16 protein-coding genes and 7 tRNA genes are annotated in these 18352 nt (G+C 69.9%); 12 read left to right on the forward strand and 11 right to left on the reverse strand.

Features of this window, described 5'->3' with window-relative positions; translation table 11 throughout:
• Window positions 1-2: 2 nt before the first annotated feature.
• Window positions 3-698, forward strand: a complete 696-nt coding sequence (gene hemQ / locus AC2IPW_RS11210; RefSeq protein ID WP_003935553.1) for a hydrogen peroxide-dependent heme synthase — start codon at window positions 3-5, stop codon at window positions 696-698.
• A 130-nt stretch (window positions 699-828) separates the two neighbouring features.
• A complete protein-coding gene (locus AC2IPW_RS11215; RefSeq protein ID WP_416063660.1) occupies window positions 829-3114 on the forward strand; it encodes a molybdopterin guanine dinucleotide-containing S/N-oxide reductase in 2286 nt (761 codons plus the stop codon).
• A 118-nt stretch (window positions 3115-3232) separates the two neighbouring features.
• On the opposite strand, the gene AC2IPW_RS11220 is transcribed toward AC2IPW_RS11215, so the two are convergent.
• The gene (locus AC2IPW_RS11220; RefSeq protein WP_416063460.1) at window positions 3233-4195 is read right to left on the reverse strand and encodes an L-lactate dehydrogenase; all 963 of its coding nucleotides are present in this window, start codon (window positions 4193-4195) and stop codon (window positions 3233-3235) included.
• A 66-nt stretch (window positions 4196-4261) separates the two neighbouring features.
• Between AC2IPW_RS11220 and AC2IPW_RS11225 the strand changes: the two genes are divergently transcribed.
• Complete coding sequence (locus tag AC2IPW_RS11225) at window positions 4262-4987, forward strand: HAD family hydrolase (protein WP_416063461.1); 726 nt, start codon at window positions 4262-4264, stop codon at window positions 4985-4987.
• Here the strand turns inward: AC2IPW_RS11225 and msrB are convergent.
• The 3 genes from msrB to AC2IPW_RS11240 are packed head-to-tail and all read right to left on the reverse strand — an operon-like array spanning window position 4950 to window position 8299.
• Window positions 4950-5378: a peptide-methionine (R)-S-oxide reductase MsrB gene (msrB, locus tag AC2IPW_RS11230; protein WP_289379342.1), complete on the reverse strand. Its 429-nt coding sequence runs from the start codon at window positions 5376-5378 to the stop codon at window positions 4950-4952. The two genes, AC2IPW_RS11225 and msrB, sit on opposite strands and share 38 nt — an antisense overlap.
• Before the next feature lie 10 nt (window positions 5379-5388).
• Entirely contained in the window at window positions 5389-6696 is a 1308-nt protein-coding gene (locus AC2IPW_RS11235) for a glycosyltransferase family 87 protein (protein ID WP_486376859.1), read from the reverse strand.
• A 46-nt stretch (window positions 6697-6742) separates the two neighbouring features.
• Window positions 6743-8299: an alpha/beta hydrolase gene (locus AC2IPW_RS11240; protein WP_486376860.1), complete on the reverse strand. Its 1557-nt coding sequence runs from the start codon at window positions 8297-8299 to the stop codon at window positions 6743-6745.
• A 153-nt stretch (window positions 8300-8452) separates the two neighbouring features.
• On the opposite strand from AC2IPW_RS11240, the gene zapE reads away from it, so the two are divergent.
• The gene (gene zapE, locus AC2IPW_RS11245) at window positions 8453-9469 is read left to right on the forward strand and encodes a cell division protein ZapE (protein WP_003935546.1); all 1017 of its coding nucleotides are present in this window, start codon (window positions 8453-8455) and stop codon (window positions 9467-9469) included.
• A gap of 42 nt (window positions 9470-9511) precedes the next feature.
• Here the strand turns inward: zapE and AC2IPW_RS11250 are convergent, their stop codons facing one another.
• Complete coding sequence (locus AC2IPW_RS11250) at window positions 9512-10072, reverse strand: GNAT family N-acetyltransferase (RefSeq protein WP_003935545.1); 561 nt, start codon at window positions 10070-10072, stop codon at window positions 9512-9514.
• A 363-nt stretch (window positions 10073-10435) separates the two neighbouring features.
• On the opposite strand from AC2IPW_RS11250, the gene AC2IPW_RS11255 reads away from it, so the two are divergent.
• Window positions 10436-10948, forward strand: a complete 513-nt coding sequence (locus AC2IPW_RS11255; RefSeq protein WP_054373604.1) for a 2-isopropylmalate synthase — start codon at window positions 10436-10438, stop codon at window positions 10946-10948.
• Between the two features lie 96 nt (window positions 10949-11044).
• Here the strand turns inward: AC2IPW_RS11255 and AC2IPW_RS11260 are convergent.
• The 6 genes from AC2IPW_RS11260 to AC2IPW_RS11285 form a co-directional block, all read right to left on the reverse strand.
• Window positions 11045-11120, reverse strand: a tRNA-Gly gene (locus AC2IPW_RS11260).
• Window positions 11121-11179: 59 nt separating this feature from the next.
• Window positions 11180-11254 (reverse strand) — tRNA-Val (locus AC2IPW_RS11265).
• Between the two features lie 7 nt (window positions 11255-11261).
• A tRNA-Gly gene (locus tag AC2IPW_RS11270) sits at window positions 11262-11337 on the reverse strand.
• 60 nt (window positions 11338-11397) lie between these two features.
• A tRNA-Val gene (locus tag AC2IPW_RS11275) sits at window positions 11398-11472 on the reverse strand.
• Window position 11473: 1 nt separating this feature from the next.
• Window positions 11474-11544, reverse strand: a tRNA-Cys gene (locus AC2IPW_RS11280).
• Window positions 11545-11569: 25 nt separating this feature from the next.
• Window positions 11570-11642 (reverse strand) — tRNA-Gly (locus AC2IPW_RS11285).
• Window positions 11643-11940: 298 nt separating this feature from the next.
• Between AC2IPW_RS11285 and AC2IPW_RS11290 the strand changes: the two genes are divergently transcribed.
• The 7 genes from AC2IPW_RS11290 to AC2IPW_RS11320 all read left to right on the forward strand — a co-directional run bounded on the left by AC2IPW_RS11290 (window position 11941) and on the right by AC2IPW_RS11320 (window position 18325).
• Window positions 11941-12012 (forward strand) — tRNA-Val (locus AC2IPW_RS11290).
• A gap of 166 nt (window positions 12013-12178) precedes the next feature.
• Window positions 12179-12745 (forward strand): DUF742 domain-containing protein, encoded by a 567-nt coding sequence (locus AC2IPW_RS11295; protein ID WP_289379345.1) that lies wholly within the window; start codon window positions 12179-12181, stop codon window positions 12743-12745.
• Between the two features lie 137 nt (window positions 12746-12882).
• The gene (gene thrS, locus AC2IPW_RS11300; protein WP_289379352.1) at window positions 12883-14964 is read left to right on the forward strand and encodes a threonine--tRNA ligase; all 2082 of its coding nucleotides are present in this window, start codon (window positions 12883-12885) and stop codon (window positions 14962-14964) included.
• Window positions 14961-15509 (forward strand): ATP adenylyltransferase, encoded by a 549-nt coding sequence (locus tag AC2IPW_RS11305; protein ID WP_289379346.1) that lies wholly within the window; start codon window positions 14961-14963, stop codon window positions 15507-15509. Before thrS ends, AC2IPW_RS11305 begins: the two co-directional genes overlap by 4 nt.
• Before the next feature lie 109 nt (window positions 15510-15618).
• Window positions 15619-16299, forward strand: a complete 681-nt coding sequence (gene pgsA / locus AC2IPW_RS11310) for a phosphatidylinositol phosphate synthase (RefSeq protein WP_289379347.1) — start codon at window positions 15619-15621, stop codon at window positions 16297-16299.
• A complete protein-coding gene (locus tag AC2IPW_RS11315) occupies window positions 16296-17201 on the forward strand; it encodes a phosphatidylinositol mannoside acyltransferase (protein WP_289379348.1) in 906 nt (301 codons plus the stop codon). Before pgsA ends, AC2IPW_RS11315 begins: the two co-directional genes overlap by 4 nt.
• Window positions 17198-18325 carry a glycosyltransferase family 4 protein gene (locus tag AC2IPW_RS11320; protein WP_289379349.1) on the forward strand — a complete coding sequence of 376 codons (1128 nt, stop codon included), beginning with the start codon at window positions 17198-17200 and terminating at the stop codon, window positions 18323-18325. Before AC2IPW_RS11315 ends, AC2IPW_RS11320 begins: the two co-directional genes overlap by 4 nt.
• Window positions 18326-18352: the final 27 nt, after the last annotated feature.

The following is an 18352-nucleotide window of genomic DNA, read 5'->3' on the forward strand; positions in this document are numbered from 1 at the left end:
GTATGGCACGTCTCGACTACGACAAGCTCAATTCCACCCTGCGCTACGCGATGTTCTCGGTGTTCCGGGTCCAGCCCGGTGCCCTCGGCGACGACCGCTCCGCGGCGATCGAGGACGCCCAGAAGTTCTTCGCGGCCTACGACGGCACCGATCTGGTCGTGCGCGGCATCTACGACGTCGCCGGGGTGCGCGCCGACGCCGACTTCATGATCTGGACGCACGCCGAGCGGCTGGAGGATCTGCAGAAGCTGTACGCCGATTTCCGCCGTACCACCGTCCTCGGCCGCACCACCACCCCGGTGTGGTCGAACGTGTGCCTGCACCGGCCGGCCGAGTTCAACAAGAGCCACCTGCCCGCCTTCATCGCCGGTGAGGAACCCGGCAACTACGTGTGCGTCTACCCGTTCGTGCGGTCGTACGAGTGGTACCTGCTCCCCGACGCCGAACGCCGCCAGATGCTGGCCGACCACGGCAAGGCCGCCCGTGGCTACCCGGACGTGCGGGCCAACACCGTGCCCGCATTCGCACTGGGCGACTACGAGTGGATCCTCGCGTTCGAAGCTCCCGAACTCGATCGCATCGTCGACCTCATGCGCGACCTGCGTGCCACCGAGGCCCGCATGCACGTGCGCGAGGAGACCCCGTTCTTCACCGGTCCGCGCGTCGACCTCGACAAGCTGATCACCGCGCTGCCCTGACGCCCGCCGTCACCCCCGGATGTGCCGTCCCCGCACGGACTCCGGGGGCGCCTTCGGCTCGCCGGAAGGACGTGATGCACCCCCTGGCAGACTGTGCACCATGAGTTCTCGGACCGTGCGGTACCAGCACATGGCGCACTGGGGGATGTTCGAGGTCGAGACACACGACGGCGACGTCAGCGCCGTGCATCCCTTCCGAGGCGACGCAGATCCGTCACCGATTCTCGACAACGCCGTGGGCTCGGTGCGGCACCGCTCGCGGGTTGCGGGACCAGCGGTGCGCCGCGGCTGGCTCGAGCACGGGCCCGGGCCGAGCGATCGCCGCGGCAACGACGAATTCGTCGCGGTGTCCTGGGACGAGCTGACCGAACTCCTGGCCGGGGAGCTGCAGCGCGTGGTCGACACGCACGGCAACCGGGCGATCTTCGGCGGTTCGTACGGGTGGTCGTCGCCGGGCCGGTTCCACCACGCGCAGAGTCAGGTGCACCGATTCCTGAAGATGCTCGGCGGCTACACCCGCTCGGTGCACAGCTATTCGCTCGGCGCGACCGGCGTGATCATGCCGCGCGTGGTCGGCACGCACTGGAAGCTGTTCGCCCGCGCGACCCACTGGGACGTCATTGCCCGCGACACCGACCTGATGGTGTGCTTCGGCGGGGTGCCGCTCAAGAACACGGCCGTCAACGACGGCGGCACCAGCAACCATCCCACCCGGGGGGCGCTCGACGCGCTGCGCGCCCGCGGCGGGACGGTCGTGTCCGTCAGCCCCCTGCACGACGATCTGCACGGCGCCGCCGAACGCCTCGCGCCGCGGCCCGGAACGGACGTCGCGATCATGCTCGCCCTCGCCTACGTGCTCGCCACCGAGGGCCTCGCCGACCGCGACTTCCTCGACCGCTACTGCGTCGGCTACGACAAGTTCGAAGACTATCTGCTCGGCCGTACCGACGGCATCGCCAAGACACCGCAGTGGGCGGCCGCCCTGTCCGGGCTGCCCGCCGAGACCCTCGCCGCGCTGGCGCGGCGCATGGCAGCCGGCCGCACCCTGATCACCGTCACCTGGTCGCTGCAGCGGGTCCGGCACGGTGAGCAGGCTCCGTGGGCGGGCGTGACCCTCGCCGCGATGCTCGGCCAGATCGGGCTGCCCGGCGGCGGGTTCGGTCACGGCTACGGCTCGATGAACGAACCCGGCATCGCGCCCGTCCCGTACCCGCTCCCGACCCTGTTCCAGGGCGACAATCCGGTCGGCGACCTGATTCCCGTGGCCGCGATCTCCGACCTGCTGCTGCGGCCGGGACAGGAGTACGACTTCGACGGCCGGCGCCTGACGTACCCCGACATCCGGCTCGTGTACTGGGCCGGGGGCAACCCGTTCCACCACCACCAGGACCTGGGCCGGCTGCGCCGCGCCCTGACGCGCCCGGACACGATCGTCGTGCACGACCCGTACTGGACGCCGACGGCCAAGCACGCCGACATCGTCGTGCCGTCCACCACGTCCCTCGAACGTGAGGATCTCAGCTGCACCCGCAACGACCCGCTGCTGGTCGCGATGCACGCCGCCGCCCCACGCTTCGCCGACGCCCGCGACGACTACGACACGTTCTCCGCGCTTGCGCACCGTCTGGGCTTCGGGGACCGGTTCACCGAGGGCCGCACCGCCCGGCAGTGGCTCGAGCACCTGTACGAGCAGTGGCGTGGATTCGTCCTCGCCGACGACGCCCGCGTCGAATCCCCTCCGGAGTTCGACGAGTTCTGGGTGCGCGGACACGTGCGGATGCGCACCGAGGACGAGCTGACACTGTTCGAGGAGTTCCGCGCCGACCCCGAGCGCAACCCCCTGCGTACCCCGAGTGGGCGCATCGAGATCTTCTCCGCCGACATCGACGGCTTCGGTTACGACGACTGCACCGGGCACCCTGCGTGGTTCGAGCCGGAGGAGTGGCTCGGCGGCCCCCGCGCGCAGCGTTACCCCCTGCACCTGATCGCGAACCAGCCCAAGACCCGCCTGCACAGCCAGCTCGACCACGGCGGCGTCAGTCAGGCCTCGAAGATCCGCGGGCGCGAACCGGTCCGGATGCATCCGGACGATGCGGCGGCCCGCGGTGTGGCGGACGGCGACGTCGTGCGGGTGTTCAACGACCGCGGCGCGTGCCTGGCCGGCGCCGTCCTCGACGACGGTCTGATGCCCGGGGTGGTGCAGCTGGCCACCGGCGCCTGGTACGACCCACTGGACCCGGCCGATCCCGGCTCGATGTGCGTGCACGGCAATCCCAACGTGCTCACCGCCGACGTGGGCACTTCGAGTCTGGCCCGCGGCTGCACGGGCCAGCATGTGCTCGTGCAGATCGAACGCTTCGACGGAGACCTGCCACCGATCCGCGCCTACGACCCGCCGGTGATCCGCACCCGCTGAGCCGCCGGTTTCCGCCCGACCGACCGGGTTCCCGTACGCCGAGCGTTCCCGCGCCGAGCGAATGTATCCCTCGCTCCGAGGAGCTGGACGATACATCCGCTCGGAGGCGGGCCCATAGTCACATCCCCAGCGAGCGCTGCACCTCCCGCAACGTCTGTGCCGACGCCCGCAACCCGTCGGCCTCGTCGGGCGCGAGGGGAATCTCGAGTACCCGGTCGGCGCCGCGGCCGTCGACGATCGTCGGCAGCGACAGGCACACCCCTTCGACCCCGTGCACGCCGCGCTGCAGCGTCGAGACCGGCAGCACCCGGTGCTGATCCCGCAGCACCGCCTCCACGATCCGGGCAGTGGACAGGCCGATGGCCAGGTTCGTGGCGCCCTTGCCCTGGATGATCTCGTACGCGCTGCGCACCACCTGGGTGGAGATCCGCTCCCGGACCGCCGCGTCGAACACCGCCACACCGTTCTCGTCGCGGTACTCGGTGGCCGGAACCCCGCCCACCGTCGCGCTCGACCACAGGGTGATCTCCGAATCGCCGTGCTCGCCGACGATGAGCGCGTGCACGTTCTCCACCGCGATGCCGACGTGCTGCGCGACGAGGAAGCGCAACCGCCCCGAGTCGAGGACCGTGCCGGACCCGAGAATCCGCCCGCCGGGGGCGTCCGTTGCGCGGATCGCCGCATACGTCACCACGTCGACGGGGTTGCTGACGAACAGCACCACCGCGTCGGGGGACAGCGCGAGCAGCGCCGGTGTGAGTTCCTGGGCGAGGCGCACGTTCGCGGCCGCCAGCTCGAGCCGTGACTGGCCCGGCTTCTGCTTGGCGCCCGCCGTCACGACGATCAGATCGGAGCCGGCGGTGACGGCCGGGTCGTCGGCGCCGTCGATGCGGCACGCGGGGGCGAACTGGGTGCCGTGGTTCAGGTCGAGCACTTCGGCCCGCACCTTGGCGGTGTTCGGATCAAACAGGGCCAGCGAATCCGCCGAACCCCGGATCAGGCACGCGTAGGCGACGGCGGTGCCGACGCTGCCGGCGCCGACGATCGAAACCTTGGACTTGGACGCACGGGTCGTCGACATGGACTCGATCGTCGTCGCTCCGCGCTCGATCCGCAGCCCGACCGTGCAGCCGTTAGCCTTCGAATCATGAGCGCTCAACCGTTCGACGCCGTGCTGTTCGACTTCTCCGGCACGTTGTTCCGGCTCGAGGAGGACGAATCCTGGCTGGCCGACATCACCGACGAGCGGGGCGAGCCCTTCGACGTGCACCGGCAGGCCGAGCTGATGCGCCGGATGACCGCCCCGACCGGCCAGCCCGTCGAGATGGACGCCGCCGAACATCACGCCTGGATCAACCGCGACCGGGACCCCCGCTGGCACCGGGACGCATACCTGACGGTGCTGCGCCGTTCCGGAGTCGCCGACGAGGAACAGGCCCTCGGCCTGTACACCAAGCTGACCGATCCCCGCTGCTGGACGGTCTACCCGGACACGGTGCCGGTGATCGAGGCGCTCGCCGGCGAGGGCCTCGCGATGGCCGTGCTCAGCAACATCGCCTTCGACATCCGGCCGGCGTTCGCGGCGCTCGGTATCGACGATCTGGTGTCGGAGTTCGTGCTCTCGTTCGAAGTCGGCGCGGTCAAACCGGAGCCGGAGATCTTCCGGCACGCCACCGAGGCGCTCGGGGTGTCCCCGGAGCGCACCCTGATGGTGGGCGACAGCGAGGAGGCCGACGGTGCGGCCCGCCGTATCGGGTGCTCCTTCGCCCTGGTCGAGCCGCTGCCCACCGCCGAGCGTCGCCGGGGACTGTGGCGAGCCCTGTTCGCGGCGGGCCTCAGTCCTTCGGAACCAGGCGCAGGGAGATCGAGTTGATGCAGTACCGCTGATCGGTCGGAGTCGGGTACCCCTCGCCCTCGAACACGTGCCCGAGATGGCTGTGGCAGGACGCGCACACGACCTCCACCCGGCGCATGCCGAGGGACGTGTCGGAGCGCAGGATCACCGCGTCGCTCGACGCCGGGTCGAAGAACGAGGGCCACCCGCAGTGCGAATGGAACTTCTCGGTGCTGCGGAACAGTTCGGCGCCGCAGGCGCGGCACTCGTACACACCTTCGGTCTCCGTGTCGGTGTACTCGCCGACGAAGGGCCGCTCGGTGCCGGCCTGCCGCAGCACCGCGTACTCCGCGGGGGTGAGGCGGGTCCGCCATTCGTCGTCGCTGAGGGATACCTTCGGCGCGGGTTCGGTGGGGACAGCGTCAGCCATGCGCTCCACGCTAGCCGTCACCGCGGTTCGTCGCCACGAGCTCGGCCTTCCGCGCAGGTTCGTGCTCCGGCAACAGGAACGACGGTTCGATGCCGTCCGCCAGCCGGCCCTCCCGCCGGGCGGCCAGGTAACGGTCGAGCAGCACCGCGAAGATCACGATGAGCAGCAGCGACCACCCGAACGTCGTCTTCATGTACTCGGCAGCGCGACCGGCCTCCGGCCACCGTCCCGACAGCCAGCTGTCGTAGCTCATGAAGCCGTAGACCGCCAGCCAGGCCGGCCAGTTCCGCATCACCGAATTGCGCAACACGACCGTCATCAGCAGCGGGAACAGCATCATCGAGTAGTACATCTGACCGAGCGAACCGAGCAGGAACGACGCGGTGAGCAACACCCCGCTGCTCGTACCGACGAAGAAGAGCTCGTCGTGGCGGCAGTACCGGTACAGCAGCCACAGCGAGACGACGACCATGAGACCCAGGACGACGCGCAGCGCGAGGATCAACCAGCCGGGTAAGCCGTAGTACATGCCGTTGCCGACGATGGCGCTGTTGAAATAGTCGCGTGCCTCGAACAGGTACGGCGTGGTGCGCTCGACGAACGCCCAGGCGTCCACCGAGAGCGGCCACGCGACGAGCGTCAGGCCGAGCGGCACCGCCGCGGCGGTGACGAACACCTTCCACTGCCGGCGCACGAACGGAATCAGCAGCAGGGGCGCGAGGATCGGCTTGACCGCGAACGTCAACCCGATCGCAACGCCCGCCCACAGATCCCGCCGGCGCAGCAACAGCGTCAGGAAGGCGACCTCGCCGAGCAGGACGAGGCCGTTGATGTTGGTGAAGACCAGGGTGTTCGTCACGGTCTCGGAACTGAACGCCGCCAGCAGGAGGATCGGCGCGAGCACCGAGTCGAGACCGTAGCCGAACATCCGCAGCAGCAGGTACAGCGCCACGATGATCGCGATCGCGTTGGCGATGATGAACAGCCACCGGGAGCGCTCCGGGTCGATCACCGCGATCGGGGAGATCAGCAACGTCCCGGACGGGGGATACAGGTAGTGCGGGTCCACCCACTCGAAATTCGCGGTGTACACCGGCCGGCGGTTGAGAAACGCCAGGGCCGCGTTGTAGACGGGAGTGAAGTCGTCGGTGCGGAACCCGTTGACGGCTTTGACCACCACACGGTGCAGCACCGTGAGCACGGCCAACGGCCACACAACGCACTTGACCACCTCCGCGGCGGTGCGGGCGGTGCGGGGCTCGAGGCGGCTGAGGAACACTACGGCACGGTACACCGAGAGCCGGGGGCGGCCACCCACCGTCCCCACCCGGCGGCGTCGGGCCCGGGCCGCGGCGGACGCCGGTTCACGCCGGGCACAGGCTGCCGTTCGGCGGCAGGGCGCCGGTGTCGAGGTAGGCCGCCAGGCGTGCCTGGACGCAGCCGGAGTGCAGGACCGCGGAGTAGCCGGCACCCTGCCAGGACAGCGCCGCCCACCGGGCGGAGACGGCGGTGAGCGCTCCGGTGACCGACTCGAGCCCGGCGCTGCCGACGAGCGGATCGGCGGCACCCGTCGTCACCAGCACAGGCACGCGCACCTCCGCCGGCAGCGGTGGTGTCGGCATGCTCGGCCAGGCGCTGCACGCGGTGAGACCGATCGCGCTGTCGCCGCCGAACAGGGGGTAGTTCGCCGACCACGTCTGCTGCAGCTCGGTGGCCCGGGCCGTCGTGGGCCACCGCTGACCGTCGCTGCAGCGGGAGACGAACTGCCCGTCGGACGACAGCACGGCCTCGGCGGCGCCGACGAGTTCGAGCATCGGTGTCACGTCTCCCGCGCCGGCGGCGGCCAGTGCGTCGGACAGCTCGCGGACCCGGGCCTGCGCGTCGCTACGGGGGGTTCCCAGGAACCACGTCACCGCAGTGAGCAGGGCGTTCGACGAGAGTGGTGCAAGAGTGCCGGCCGCGGCGCGGGCGTGCAGGTCCTCGAGCGCGGCCCGCGGGTCGGGGCCCAGCGAGCACGCCAGCGCGACGCACTGGCGGGCGAACGCGTCGACCGCCGACTCCGCGCCGCGCACCCGGCTCTCGGCCAGCAGCTCGGCGTCGGCCGTCGCGGCGGCGGGGGAGTCGAGGACGAGGCGGCCGACGGTGGTCGGGTACTTCGACGCGTAGGCGAGGGCGACCGTGGCACCGTTGCCGATGCCGAGCACGCCGATCCGATCGACGCCCCAGGTGGTTCGCAGCTGTTCGAAGTCGTCGGCGGCGTGGGCGGCGTCGAACAGCAGTTCCTGCGGCTGCAGGTAGTCGGTGCATGCGATGGTGGCTTGCCGGCCGAGCTCGGCGACCCGCTCCGGACCGTCGCCGGTGCGGCCGAACTGCCCGTGGTCGGCCAGGGCGCGCCGGTCCGCTCCGAAGATGCACTCGATCGGCTGGGAGGCGCCGAGGCCGCGCCGATCCACCGCGACGATCGGCCGCGAGGCCGCGAGTTCGGCGAGCGAGCCGGTCGACAGTGCGGCCAGCGCCCGTGAGGAGGGCATGTCCGCACCCGTCGTCATGACGAGCGGGGCCGCCTCGGTGGGGGTCTGCGCCAGCCGGGCGCGCAGCACATCGAGTGGAAACGAACCCGGCACGATGCCTGTCGCGTCGATCGCGGCGGGAATCTGGGCGCACTCGAGGACGAGGCCTGTCGGTCCTGGCGGCAGCGCCTGGGCGGCGAGGGTCTCGGCGGTGCAGTCGCGCCAGTCCAGGTCCCGGGCGGGTGCCGGCAGTTCCGGGGCGAGGGCAGGGTCCTCGCCGGTGGGAGTGGCCCGGCCGTCCGCCTCCTGCACCACCGCGACATCGGGGCGTACCGAGGGGCCCGCCCCGCACGCGGCGGTCATCGCTCCGAGTACGACGATGCCCACGGTGAGCACACGGGTTCTGCGCATGCGCACAGCCTGCCAGGTCGGTACGCGGGCCCGCGCACACGACCGGATCGCCCGATCTGCCGGATGTGACGATCACGTGTACGTGATGTGAAGTAGGTCGCAATCTGCCCTGGGTGTACCGGTCGCCTCGAGCTGCGGCCCTACCCTGGAGAAATGCACGAACGTCTCGTCGATCGCAATCCCGTGGTGCCGTCCGACCAACTGGTGGCCCAGATGGTTCCGCCCGCGATGTTCGACGACGTGAGCTTCGCGTCCTACATTCCCGATCCGAACGAGCCGAGCCAGGCGACCGCCGTGGCGACGGCGGAGGAGTTCGCCCACAAGATCGCGAAGATCCGGGGTGGCGGCCGGCGGGGCCTGTTCGGGCGGAAGGCGCCGTCCACCGGCGCCGGTCTCTATCTCGACGGCGGCTTCGGCGTCGGTAAGACCCACCTGCTGGCGTCGATCTTCCACGCGGCCCCGTCGCCGAAGGCGTTCGGCACCTTCGTGGAGCTGACCCACGTCGTCGGTGCGCTCGGCTTCAACAAGGCGGTCGAAGAGCTGTCCAGCCACAGCGTGCTGTGCATCGACGAGTTCGAGCTCGACGACCCGGGCGACACGATGCTGGTCTCCCGGCTGCTGACCGAACTGTCCGCGCGGGGCGTGTCCATCGTCGCGACCTCCAACACTCTGCCCGGGCAGCTGGGCGAGGGGCGATTCGCGGCGCAGGACTTCCTGCGCGAGATCAAGAAGCTCGCCTCGATCTTCGAGACCATCCGCGTGGACGGTCCCGACTACCGCCATCGCGACCTGCCGCCGGCGCCGGACCCGATCAGCTCCGAGGAGCTGCTCGATCGCGCCGATGCGGTCGCCGGCGCCACCCTCGACGATTTCGACGAGCTGTGCGCGCATCTGAGCACGCTGCATCCGTCGCGGTACGGCAAGCTCGTCGAGGGCGTCGCGGCGGTCTTCCTCAACGGGGTCCATGCGGCCCACGACCAGTCCGTGGCGCTGCGTCTGGTGGTGCTCGCCGACCGGCTCTACGACGCGAGCATCCCGGTGACCGTCGCCGGCGCGAAGCTGGACGAGATCTTCACCGCCGAGATGCTCGCCGGCGGCTACCGCAAGAAGTACCTGCGTGCGACCTCGCGCCTGCTGGCGCTGTCGCGGTTCGAGACCGCCGCCACCTGAGTCGGGTTCCCGGCCGGATCTGCCGCACGCGAGTACCTCGCGTCACAGGGTGCGTTGCATGACGTAGTCGTGATGGGTCTGCGAGCCGACCTGGAAGGTGCGCGTGCCCACGACCTCGAATTCGTTCTTGGCGTAGAACCGCCGGGCCCGCGAGTTCTGCTGGTTGACTCCCAGCCACAGCCCCCGGCAGCCGGCTGCCCGGGCACGCTCGACGACGGCGGCCATTAGGGCCGCCGCCACTCCGGTGCCGTGCTTGCCCGGCAGCACGTAGAGCTTGCTGATCTCGGTGGTCGGCAGCGCGGTCACGGCTGCCCGGACCTCCGGGTCCGTCGGTTCCGCATCGACGGCCATGAGGTAACCCACGATCTCGCCGCCGACGGTCGCCTTGAGCACGATGCGGGTCGGGTCGGTGAGGTATTCGCTGAACCGTTCTGCCGAGAGGGTGTCGTCGATGAACGCGGCGATGTCCTCCTGCGAGGCGTCGGCCGGGCAGGCGAGGGGGAACGTGGTGGCTGCGACATCGGCGATGGTCTCGGCATCCCAGATGCCGGCCTGCTCGACGGAGACGTTCGCCGTCGATTCCTCGAGTGACGGAGTGGGCATGGGAACCAGTAGATCACTCGGCGGCTCACCGCGCCGACGCTCGGGTCCGGTATCCGCTCGGCGTCCGGAAATGGCTGAACCCCAGCCTTGGATGGGGGGTCATGGCTGGGGTTCATTACCATCGGGGGGATGGCATCTCCGACAATACATGAGGAATCCCTCAGGTTCCAGCCGGGGTGGTCACGGTTGGGTCACACGCCGGTCGACGGGCGGTTGCCTTCCGCCGGGCGACGCTCTACTGTGGGCCTCATGAAGCGCGTACTCGTAGTTCACCGCCGTAGCGGGGTCTGATTCGGACCGACCCCTCGCTGCGGGTCGTCGAGCTACCTGTCGGTCCTTCCTTCACGCGGAAGACCTCCCACGATGAACGCCTTCACCTCCACCGCTTCCAGCACCTCCTATGCCGCCGGCGACGCGAACACCGCATACTCGGCGCCGATCGACCCGTTCGCCGCGCGCTACGGACGATCCCTGCCACGCGAACTGCGCGCCGAGGCGCTCGACATGAGCTGGACCGAGTTCACCGCGACCTATGCCCCGCACGGGCCGGTCCGTCTCGGTGGCTGGTCGGCCGGGGCTCCGTGTGCAGGCCGTCGGAATTTCGAGGCCACCTTCGGCGTGGGGGAGACCATCCACGCGGCTGCGGCGACGGCCACCGGCCCGGTGGCTGCGATGACCGCCATGATGCACACCCTCGGGATGCCGCTCGAGATTCTCTCGTTCCACCAGTTCGACCTCGGCGACAGCCACGCGACCTTCCTGCTGTGCGAGGCGGACGGGCGCCGGCTCTGGAGCATGGGTATCGCGGCGACCGGAACCGAATCGGCACTGCGCGCGATGACCGCGGGAGCCAATCGCCTGCACGCCTCCCGCTGAGAGCGCGGTAGCACGACGAAGGCCCTCCCGACCGGGAGGGCCTTCGTCATCGAGTGGTGGGCGCGACCCCGTCCGGCCGGCGCCCCCGACGGGTGGTGGAGCGGATGACGGGATTCGAACCCGCGACCCTCACCTTGGCAAGGTGATGCGCTACCAGCTGCGCTACATCCGCATGCGCACTCCTCGACCCGGCGGACCGGCGATGGAGTGCAGGGTGGAGAAGGTGAATCGTGGTGCGCGATACTGGGATCGAACCAGTGACCTCTTCCGTGTCAGGGAAGCGCTCTCCCGCTGAGCTAATCGCGCCGGGTGGTGGAGCGGATGACGGGATTCGAACCCGCGACCCTCACCTTGGCAAGGTGATGCGCTACCAGCTGCGCTACATCCGCATGCGCACTCCTCGACCCGGTGACCCGGGTCGAGAAGTGCAGGTAAAACCTGGTCGATCGTGGTGCGCGATACTGGGATTGAACCAGTGACCTCTTCCGTGTCAGGGAAGCGCTCTCCCGCTGAGCTAATCGCGCGAGGTGGAGACGGGAATCGAACCCGTGTGCACGGCTTTGCAGGCCGTTGCCTCACCACTCGGCCACTCCACCGTAAAAGGTCGAGTCCAACCTCTCGAGCGGATGACGGGATTCGAACCCGCGACCCTCACCTTGGCAAGGTGATGCGCTACCAGCTGCGCTACATCCGCATCGCACCCTCCGGCGCCGTGCTCTCCGTGGTGCGGTTGAGAACATTAGCCGACCATCGTCAGAACACACAAATCTGCAGGTGAGGGCATGGACGAGCCGTCCTCACGGGGTTGTGCACGGCCCGTTCCGGGCCGGCGGGCTCCGGTTGCGGCGATTCGCTCCGCAGGGGCGGAGCTTGCGGCTGTTCGGGGCGCGGCGTCCCGACCCGGTACCGAAAACACAGGCGACCAGGCGATTCGTGTTCACCCGATGGGCGTGTTAATGTTCCTTCTCGTTCGAGCCGCTGCGAAGCGGCCCGGTCCCGTGGCTCAGTGGAAGAGCGTCCCGTTCACACCGGGGAGGTCGCTGGTTCGATCCCAGCCGGGACCACAGCACCGACGAAGGGCACCCCACGGGGTGCCCTTCGTCGTTTCGGGCCGGCGCGGTTCGCGTCCGGCCGGAACATCTCGGCGACGGAGCGGCGGTGACCTGCGCGTTCACCGAACCGCACTGCGCTGATGGCAGGATTGCGGTCGGTGTGAGGAGGATGCGACTGATGAGCGTCGCCGACAACAACTGGCCCCTGGTCGGGGCCACAGGAGCACGATTCGGATCGTCCGGCCGCCGGCGCAAGGATCACCCGGCACCGGGTACCGCCGACCGCGCAGAGGGCACGCCCGCGGTGGAGACCCCGGCGACGGGTGCCTCCGCGGCCGTCGCCGCTCCGGCCTCGAAGCCGATGCCTGCGGTTCCGAGGCACACGGCAGCCACGAGGGAAGAGGAGCCGAGCGGGCAGCAGCCCTCGTTCGTCCGACCCTTCGTGCGCAGCCAGGGCCGGACCCGCGCCGAGGTGGATCTCCCGCTCGAGGTCCTCGTCTCCGCGGTGAGCGACGCCGTGGGAACTGCAGGTCTCGAGGAGCACCGCACCATCCTGGCGTTGTGCGCCGAGCCCCGGTCCATCATGGAGATCGCGGCTCTGGCACGACTGCCTCTGGGCGTCGCACGTGTCCTGGTGGGGGATCTCGCCGCCACGGGAGAACTCACCGTTCACCGAACCGCCGACGGACTCGGCCCGGACGCCCAGTTGCTGTCTCGGGTCCTCGGCGGCCTGCGCCGGCTCTAGCCCACCGGCCCCCGGCGGTGCCCGGGTGAACTGCCGTTCGGGGTGGTGTCGATAGCATGGTCTGGTTGCCGACGCGTGGCATACCCCGCGGCGTCGGCGGCACCCATCACCGGCACGAGCCCGAGGAGCCCACCACAGTGACGACGCCCGCATCCGTAGACCCCACCGTGCTCGTCCGGGTGCCCGCGGGGACCGCTGCCGGTGCCGCCCTCCGGGAGGCGGGCCTGCCCAACAGCGGGCCCGACGCGGTCGTCGTGGTCCGCGACGAGGAGGGCCGGCTGCGGGACCTGTCGTGGACGCCGGAACAGGACGCTCGGGTCGAGCCGGTCGCTGCCGCCACCGAGGACGGCCGGTCTGTCATCCGGCACTCCGCGGCGCACGTCCTCGCCCAGGCGGTGCAGCAGGAGTTCCCCGAGGCCAAGCTCGGCATCGGCCCTCCGATCAAGGACGGCTTCTACTACGACTTCCAGGTCGACCGGCCCTTCACTCCGGAGGACCTGGCCAAGCTCGAGAAGCGGATGAAGCAGATCGTCAAGGGGGCACAGCGGTTCTCCCGCCGCGTCGTCGAGAACCTGGACGACGCACGCGAGGAACTGAAGAACGAGCCGTTCAAGCTCGAGCTGCTCGGTGAGAAGTCGGCCGGAAACGACTCCCTGGACGAGGACCCCGAGATCATGGAGGTCGGCGGCAAGGAACTGACGATCTACGACAACCTCAATCCGCGCACCGGCGAGAAGATCTGGGGCGATCTGTGCCGTGGCCCGCACATCCCCACCACCAAGTACATCCCGGCGTTCAAACTCACCCGCAGCTCTGCCGCCTATTGGCGCGGAGACCAGGACAATGCCGGTCTGCAGCGCATCTACGGCACCGCGTGGGAGTCCGCGGAGGCGCAGGAGCGTTACCTCGAGCTGCTCGCCGAGGCCGAGCGCCGTGACCACCGCAAGCTCGGCAACGAGCTCGACCTGTTCAGCTTCCCCGACGAGCTCGGCTCCGGCCTTCCGGTGTTCCACCCCAAGGGCGGCATCATCCGTCAGGAGATGGAGGACTACTCCCGCAAGCGGCACGTCGAGGCCGGCTACGAGTTCGTGTACTCCCCGCACATCACGAAGGGCCACCTCTACGAGGTGTCCGGCCACCTCGACTGGTACCGCGACGGGATGTTCCCGGCGATGCACATCGACGAGGAACTGGCCGAGGACGGCACCGTGCGCAAGCCGGGCCAGGACTACTACCTCAAGCCGATGAACTGCCCGATGCACAACCTCGTCTTCCGTTCCCGCGGCCGGTCCTACCGCGAGCTGCCGCTGCGGCTGTTCGAGTTCGGCTCGGTGTACCGGTACGAGAAGTCCGGCGTCGTCCACGGTCTGACCCGGGTACGTGGCATGACGCAGGACGACGCGCACATCTACTGCACCCGCGAGCAGATGCGCGACGAGCTGACCACGACCCTGAACTTCGTCCTCGACCTGCTCAAGGACTACGGCCTCGAGGACTACTACCTCGAGCTGTCGACGAAGAACCCCAAGAAGTTCGTCGGCGACGACGCCCTGTGGGAGGAGGCCACCGAGACCCTGCGCGAGGTCGGCGAGGCCTCCGGTCTCGATCTCGTGCCGGATCCGGGCGGCGCCGCCTTCTACGGCCCGAAGATCTCCGTCCAGGTTCAGGACGCGCTCGGGCGCAGCTGGCAGATGTCGACGATCCAGCTCGACTTCAATCTGCCCGAGCGATTCGAGCTCGAATACACCGGCCCCGACGGCAGCAAGCACCGGCCGGTGATGATCCACCGGGCCCTGTTCGGTTCGATCGAGCGCTTCTTCGGCGTGCTCACCGAGCACTACGCGGGCGCCTTCCCGGCGTGGCTCGCCCCCGTCCAGGTCGTCGGGATCCCCGTCGCGGAAGCCTTCGAGGATCACCTGTTCGACGTCACCCGGCAGTTGAAGGCCGCCGGGGTGCGGGCCGAAGTCGACACCAGCGACGACCGGATGCAGAAGAAGATCCGCAACCACACCACGCAGAAGGTGCCGTTCATGCTGCTCGCGGGCGAGCGCGACGTCGCCGCCGGCGCGGTCAGTTTCCGGTTCCGCGACGGTACGCAGGTCAACGGAGTGCCCGTGGCCGACGCGGTCCGGCTGGTGACCGAGTGGATCGGGCGGCGGGAGAACGCCTCGCCCACCGCGGAACTCGTCGCTCCCGTCGACCGTGGCGGCGCCGCATGAGCGGGGACTGCTCCGACGACGCCCTCGTCGACCGGGGTGCCGGCGAACCCGACCACCTCCAGCGCCTGTGGTCCCCGCACCGGATGTCGTACATCGCGGAGGCGCCCCGGTCCAAGGAGGCGCCCTACGAGCCGTTCACCGACATCCCGAAGATGCGGGACGAGGAGGGCCTCGTCGTCGCGCGCGGAGAGCACGTGTACGCGGTGCTCAACCTGTACCCCTACAACCCCGGCCATCTGATGGTCGTGCCGTACCGCCGGGTCGCCAACCTCGAGGACCTCACCCCCGAGGAGAGCACCGAACTGATGTCCTTCGCGCAGCAGGCGATCCGGGTCATCAAGAGCGTCTCGCGGCCGCACGGCTTCAACGTGGGGCTCAACCTCGGGGCCGCCGCCGGTGGTTCGCTCGCCGAGCACCTGCACCTGCACGTGGTGCCGCGGTGGGGCGGCGATGCCAACTTCATCACCGTCCTCGGCGGCGCCAAGGTCATGCCGCAGCTGCTGCGCGACACCCGCGCGTTGCTCGCTGCGGCCTGGAGCGACTGACACCGGCCCGAACCGAACGCCGTCCCCGACTCATGTTTGTCGCCGTTCGCAGGCATGGCAGGATCGTGTCCCGGACGCAACGATGTGACGAAAGACGGGGGTCGGTGGGATGCTCAGCTTCTTCGGGCGTGCGTCGGTGTCGAAGGTCACCGCCCCGCTCGGCAGGGCCCTGATCCGCACCGGCCTCACACCGGACGCGGTGACACTGATCGGCACCGTCGCCACGATCACCGCCGCCGTGACGCTGTTCCCGATGGGGCAGTTGTTCTGGGGTGCGATGGTGATCTGGCTGTTCGTGATGTTCGACATGCTCGACGGCGCCATGGCACGGGCTCGAGGGGGCGGCACCCGCTTCGGCGCGGTCCTCGACGCCACCTGTGACCGGGTCGCCGACGGCGCGATCTTCGCCGGACTCGCCTGGTGGGCGGTCTACGAGGAACAGAGCCGGCCACTGCTGATCGCCACCCTCGTCTGCCTCGTCACCTCCCAGGTGATCTCCTACGCCAAGGCTCGCGCGGAAGCGAGCGGCCTGTCCGCCGACGGCGGCCTGATCGAACGTCCCGACCGGCTCGTCATCGTCCTGGTCGGCGCCGGCCTCACCGGGCTCGGCCTGTGGTGGGCGATCCACGCCGCGATGTGGCTGCTCGCCGCCGGTTCGGTGATCACCGTATTCCAGCGGGTGCTCGCGGTGCGGCGCTGCCCGGAGGCCCGCGAGCTGCTCCCGTTGCCGTCGTCGACTCCGGCCGGCGGAGAACCGTCGTCCGCCCCGGCCGACGGAGACGCCCGATGAGCGTGACGGGACGCGCCTCCGACCTCGGCTACGCCGCAGGATGGCGGCTCGTGCGGGCGCTGCCCGAGTCCACTGCGCGCCGGCTGTTCGACCTCGGGGCCGATTTCGCGGCCCGTCGCGGCGACGGCCCGCAGCAGTTGCGCCGCAACCTGGCCCGCGTCCTGGGCGTGCCCGCGGCGCAGGTCCCGGACGAGCTGATCCGGCAGTCCCTGCGGTCCTACGCTCGGTACTGGCGGGAGGCGTTCCGGCTGCCCTCGATGGACCTCGCCGCGACGGCTGCGGCACTCGATCACGCCGTCGAGGGCCGCGAACACATCGAACAGGCACTGGCGGCCGGGCGCGGTGCAATTCTCGCCCTACCGCACAGCGGGAACTGGGACATGGCCGGTGTGTGGTGCACGCAGACCTACGGTGGACTGTCCACGGTGGCCGAACGCCTGCGTCCCGAATCGCTCTACCAGCGGTTCGTCGCATACCGCGAAAGCCTCGGCTTCGAGATCTTCCCCCTCAGCGGCGGTGAGACCCCGCCGTTCGACCGGCTCGAGACCCGGCTGCGCGAGAACCGGATCGTCTGCCTGCTCGGCGAACGTGACCTGGCCCGCAGGGGCGTGCCGGTCACGTTCTTCGGGGAACCCACCCGCATGCCCGCCGGCCCGGCGAAGCTCGCCGTCGAGACCGGGGCGCCGCTGCTGCCGGTGCACTGCTGGTTCACCGACGACGGCTGGGGCTTCCGGGTCCACCCCGAGATCGACGTCGCCGGCGGGATCGGACCGGCGACCCAGGCACTCGCCGACTGCTTCGCTGCCGACATCGCCGAACACCCCGCGGACTGGCACATGCTGCAACCGCTCTGGCTCGACGACCTCTCCGAGGCCCGCCTGGCCCGGATGGAGGCGCGGTGAAGATCGGGATGGTGTGCCCGTACTCGTTCGACGTACCGGGCGGGGTGCAGGCGCACGTCGTGGATCTGGCGACCGTGCTCATCGAACGCGGCCACCGGGTCAGCGTCCTCGCTCCGGCCTCCGACCGCACCGAACTGCCCGACTTCGTCGTCTCCGCCGGACGCGCCGTCGCCATCCCCTACAACGGCTCGGTGGCGCGTCTGAGCTTCGGCCCCGTGTCCTATGCGCGGGTCCGGCGGTGGATCAACGACAACGACTTCGACGTCCTGCACATCCACGAACCCAACGCCCCGAGCCTGTCGATGCTCGCCCTGAAGATCGCGGAAGGCCCCATCGTCGCCACCTTCCACACCTCGACGACCAAGTCGCTGGTACTGAGCACCTTCCAAGGCGTGCTGCAGCCGTATCTCGAGAAGATCAGCGGCCGCATCGCCGTGTCCGAGCTCGCCCGCCGCTGGCAGGTGACCTCACTCGGCTCCGACGCCGTGGAGATACCCAACGGAGTCGACGTCTCGTCGTTCGCGCACGCCCCGACGCTGCCCGGGTATCCCCGCGCCGGGCGCACCGTGCTGTTCCTCGGCCGGTACGACGAACCACGGAAAGGCATGGCGGTGCTGCTCGGCGCGCTGCCCTCGCTCGTCGAGCACTACCCGGACCTGCAGATCCTCGTGGTCGGCCGCGGGGACGAGGAACGGCTGCGCAAGGAGGCCGGACCGTACGCACGGCACCTGCGGCTGCTCGGCCAGGTGTCCGACGCGGAGAAGGCCTCGGCCATGCGCAGCGCCGAGGTGTACTGCGCCCCCAACCTCGGCGGGGAGAGTTTCGGGATCGTGCTCGTGGAGGCGATGGCCGCCGGCACCGCGGTGGTGGCCAGCGAACTCGACGCGTTCCGCCGGGTGCTGCGCGACGGCCGCGCCGGCGTACTCGTCCCGGTGGGCGACTCGGCGGCTCTCGCGGCCGCCATCCGCGGCCTGCTCGACGACGCAGCCCGGCGGCGCGCCCTCGTGGCGGCGGCGAACGAGATCGTCGGCGCGTACGACTGGCCGGTGGTGGCCGAGCAGATCCTGCGCGTATACGAGACCGTCACGGTCGGCGCCGGGCCGGTCCGCGAGGTCCGATCGTGACATGCGGGCGGGCGACGGCGCCGCGTG

The organism is Rhodococcus sp. NS-SX18 (assembly GCF_057367935.1).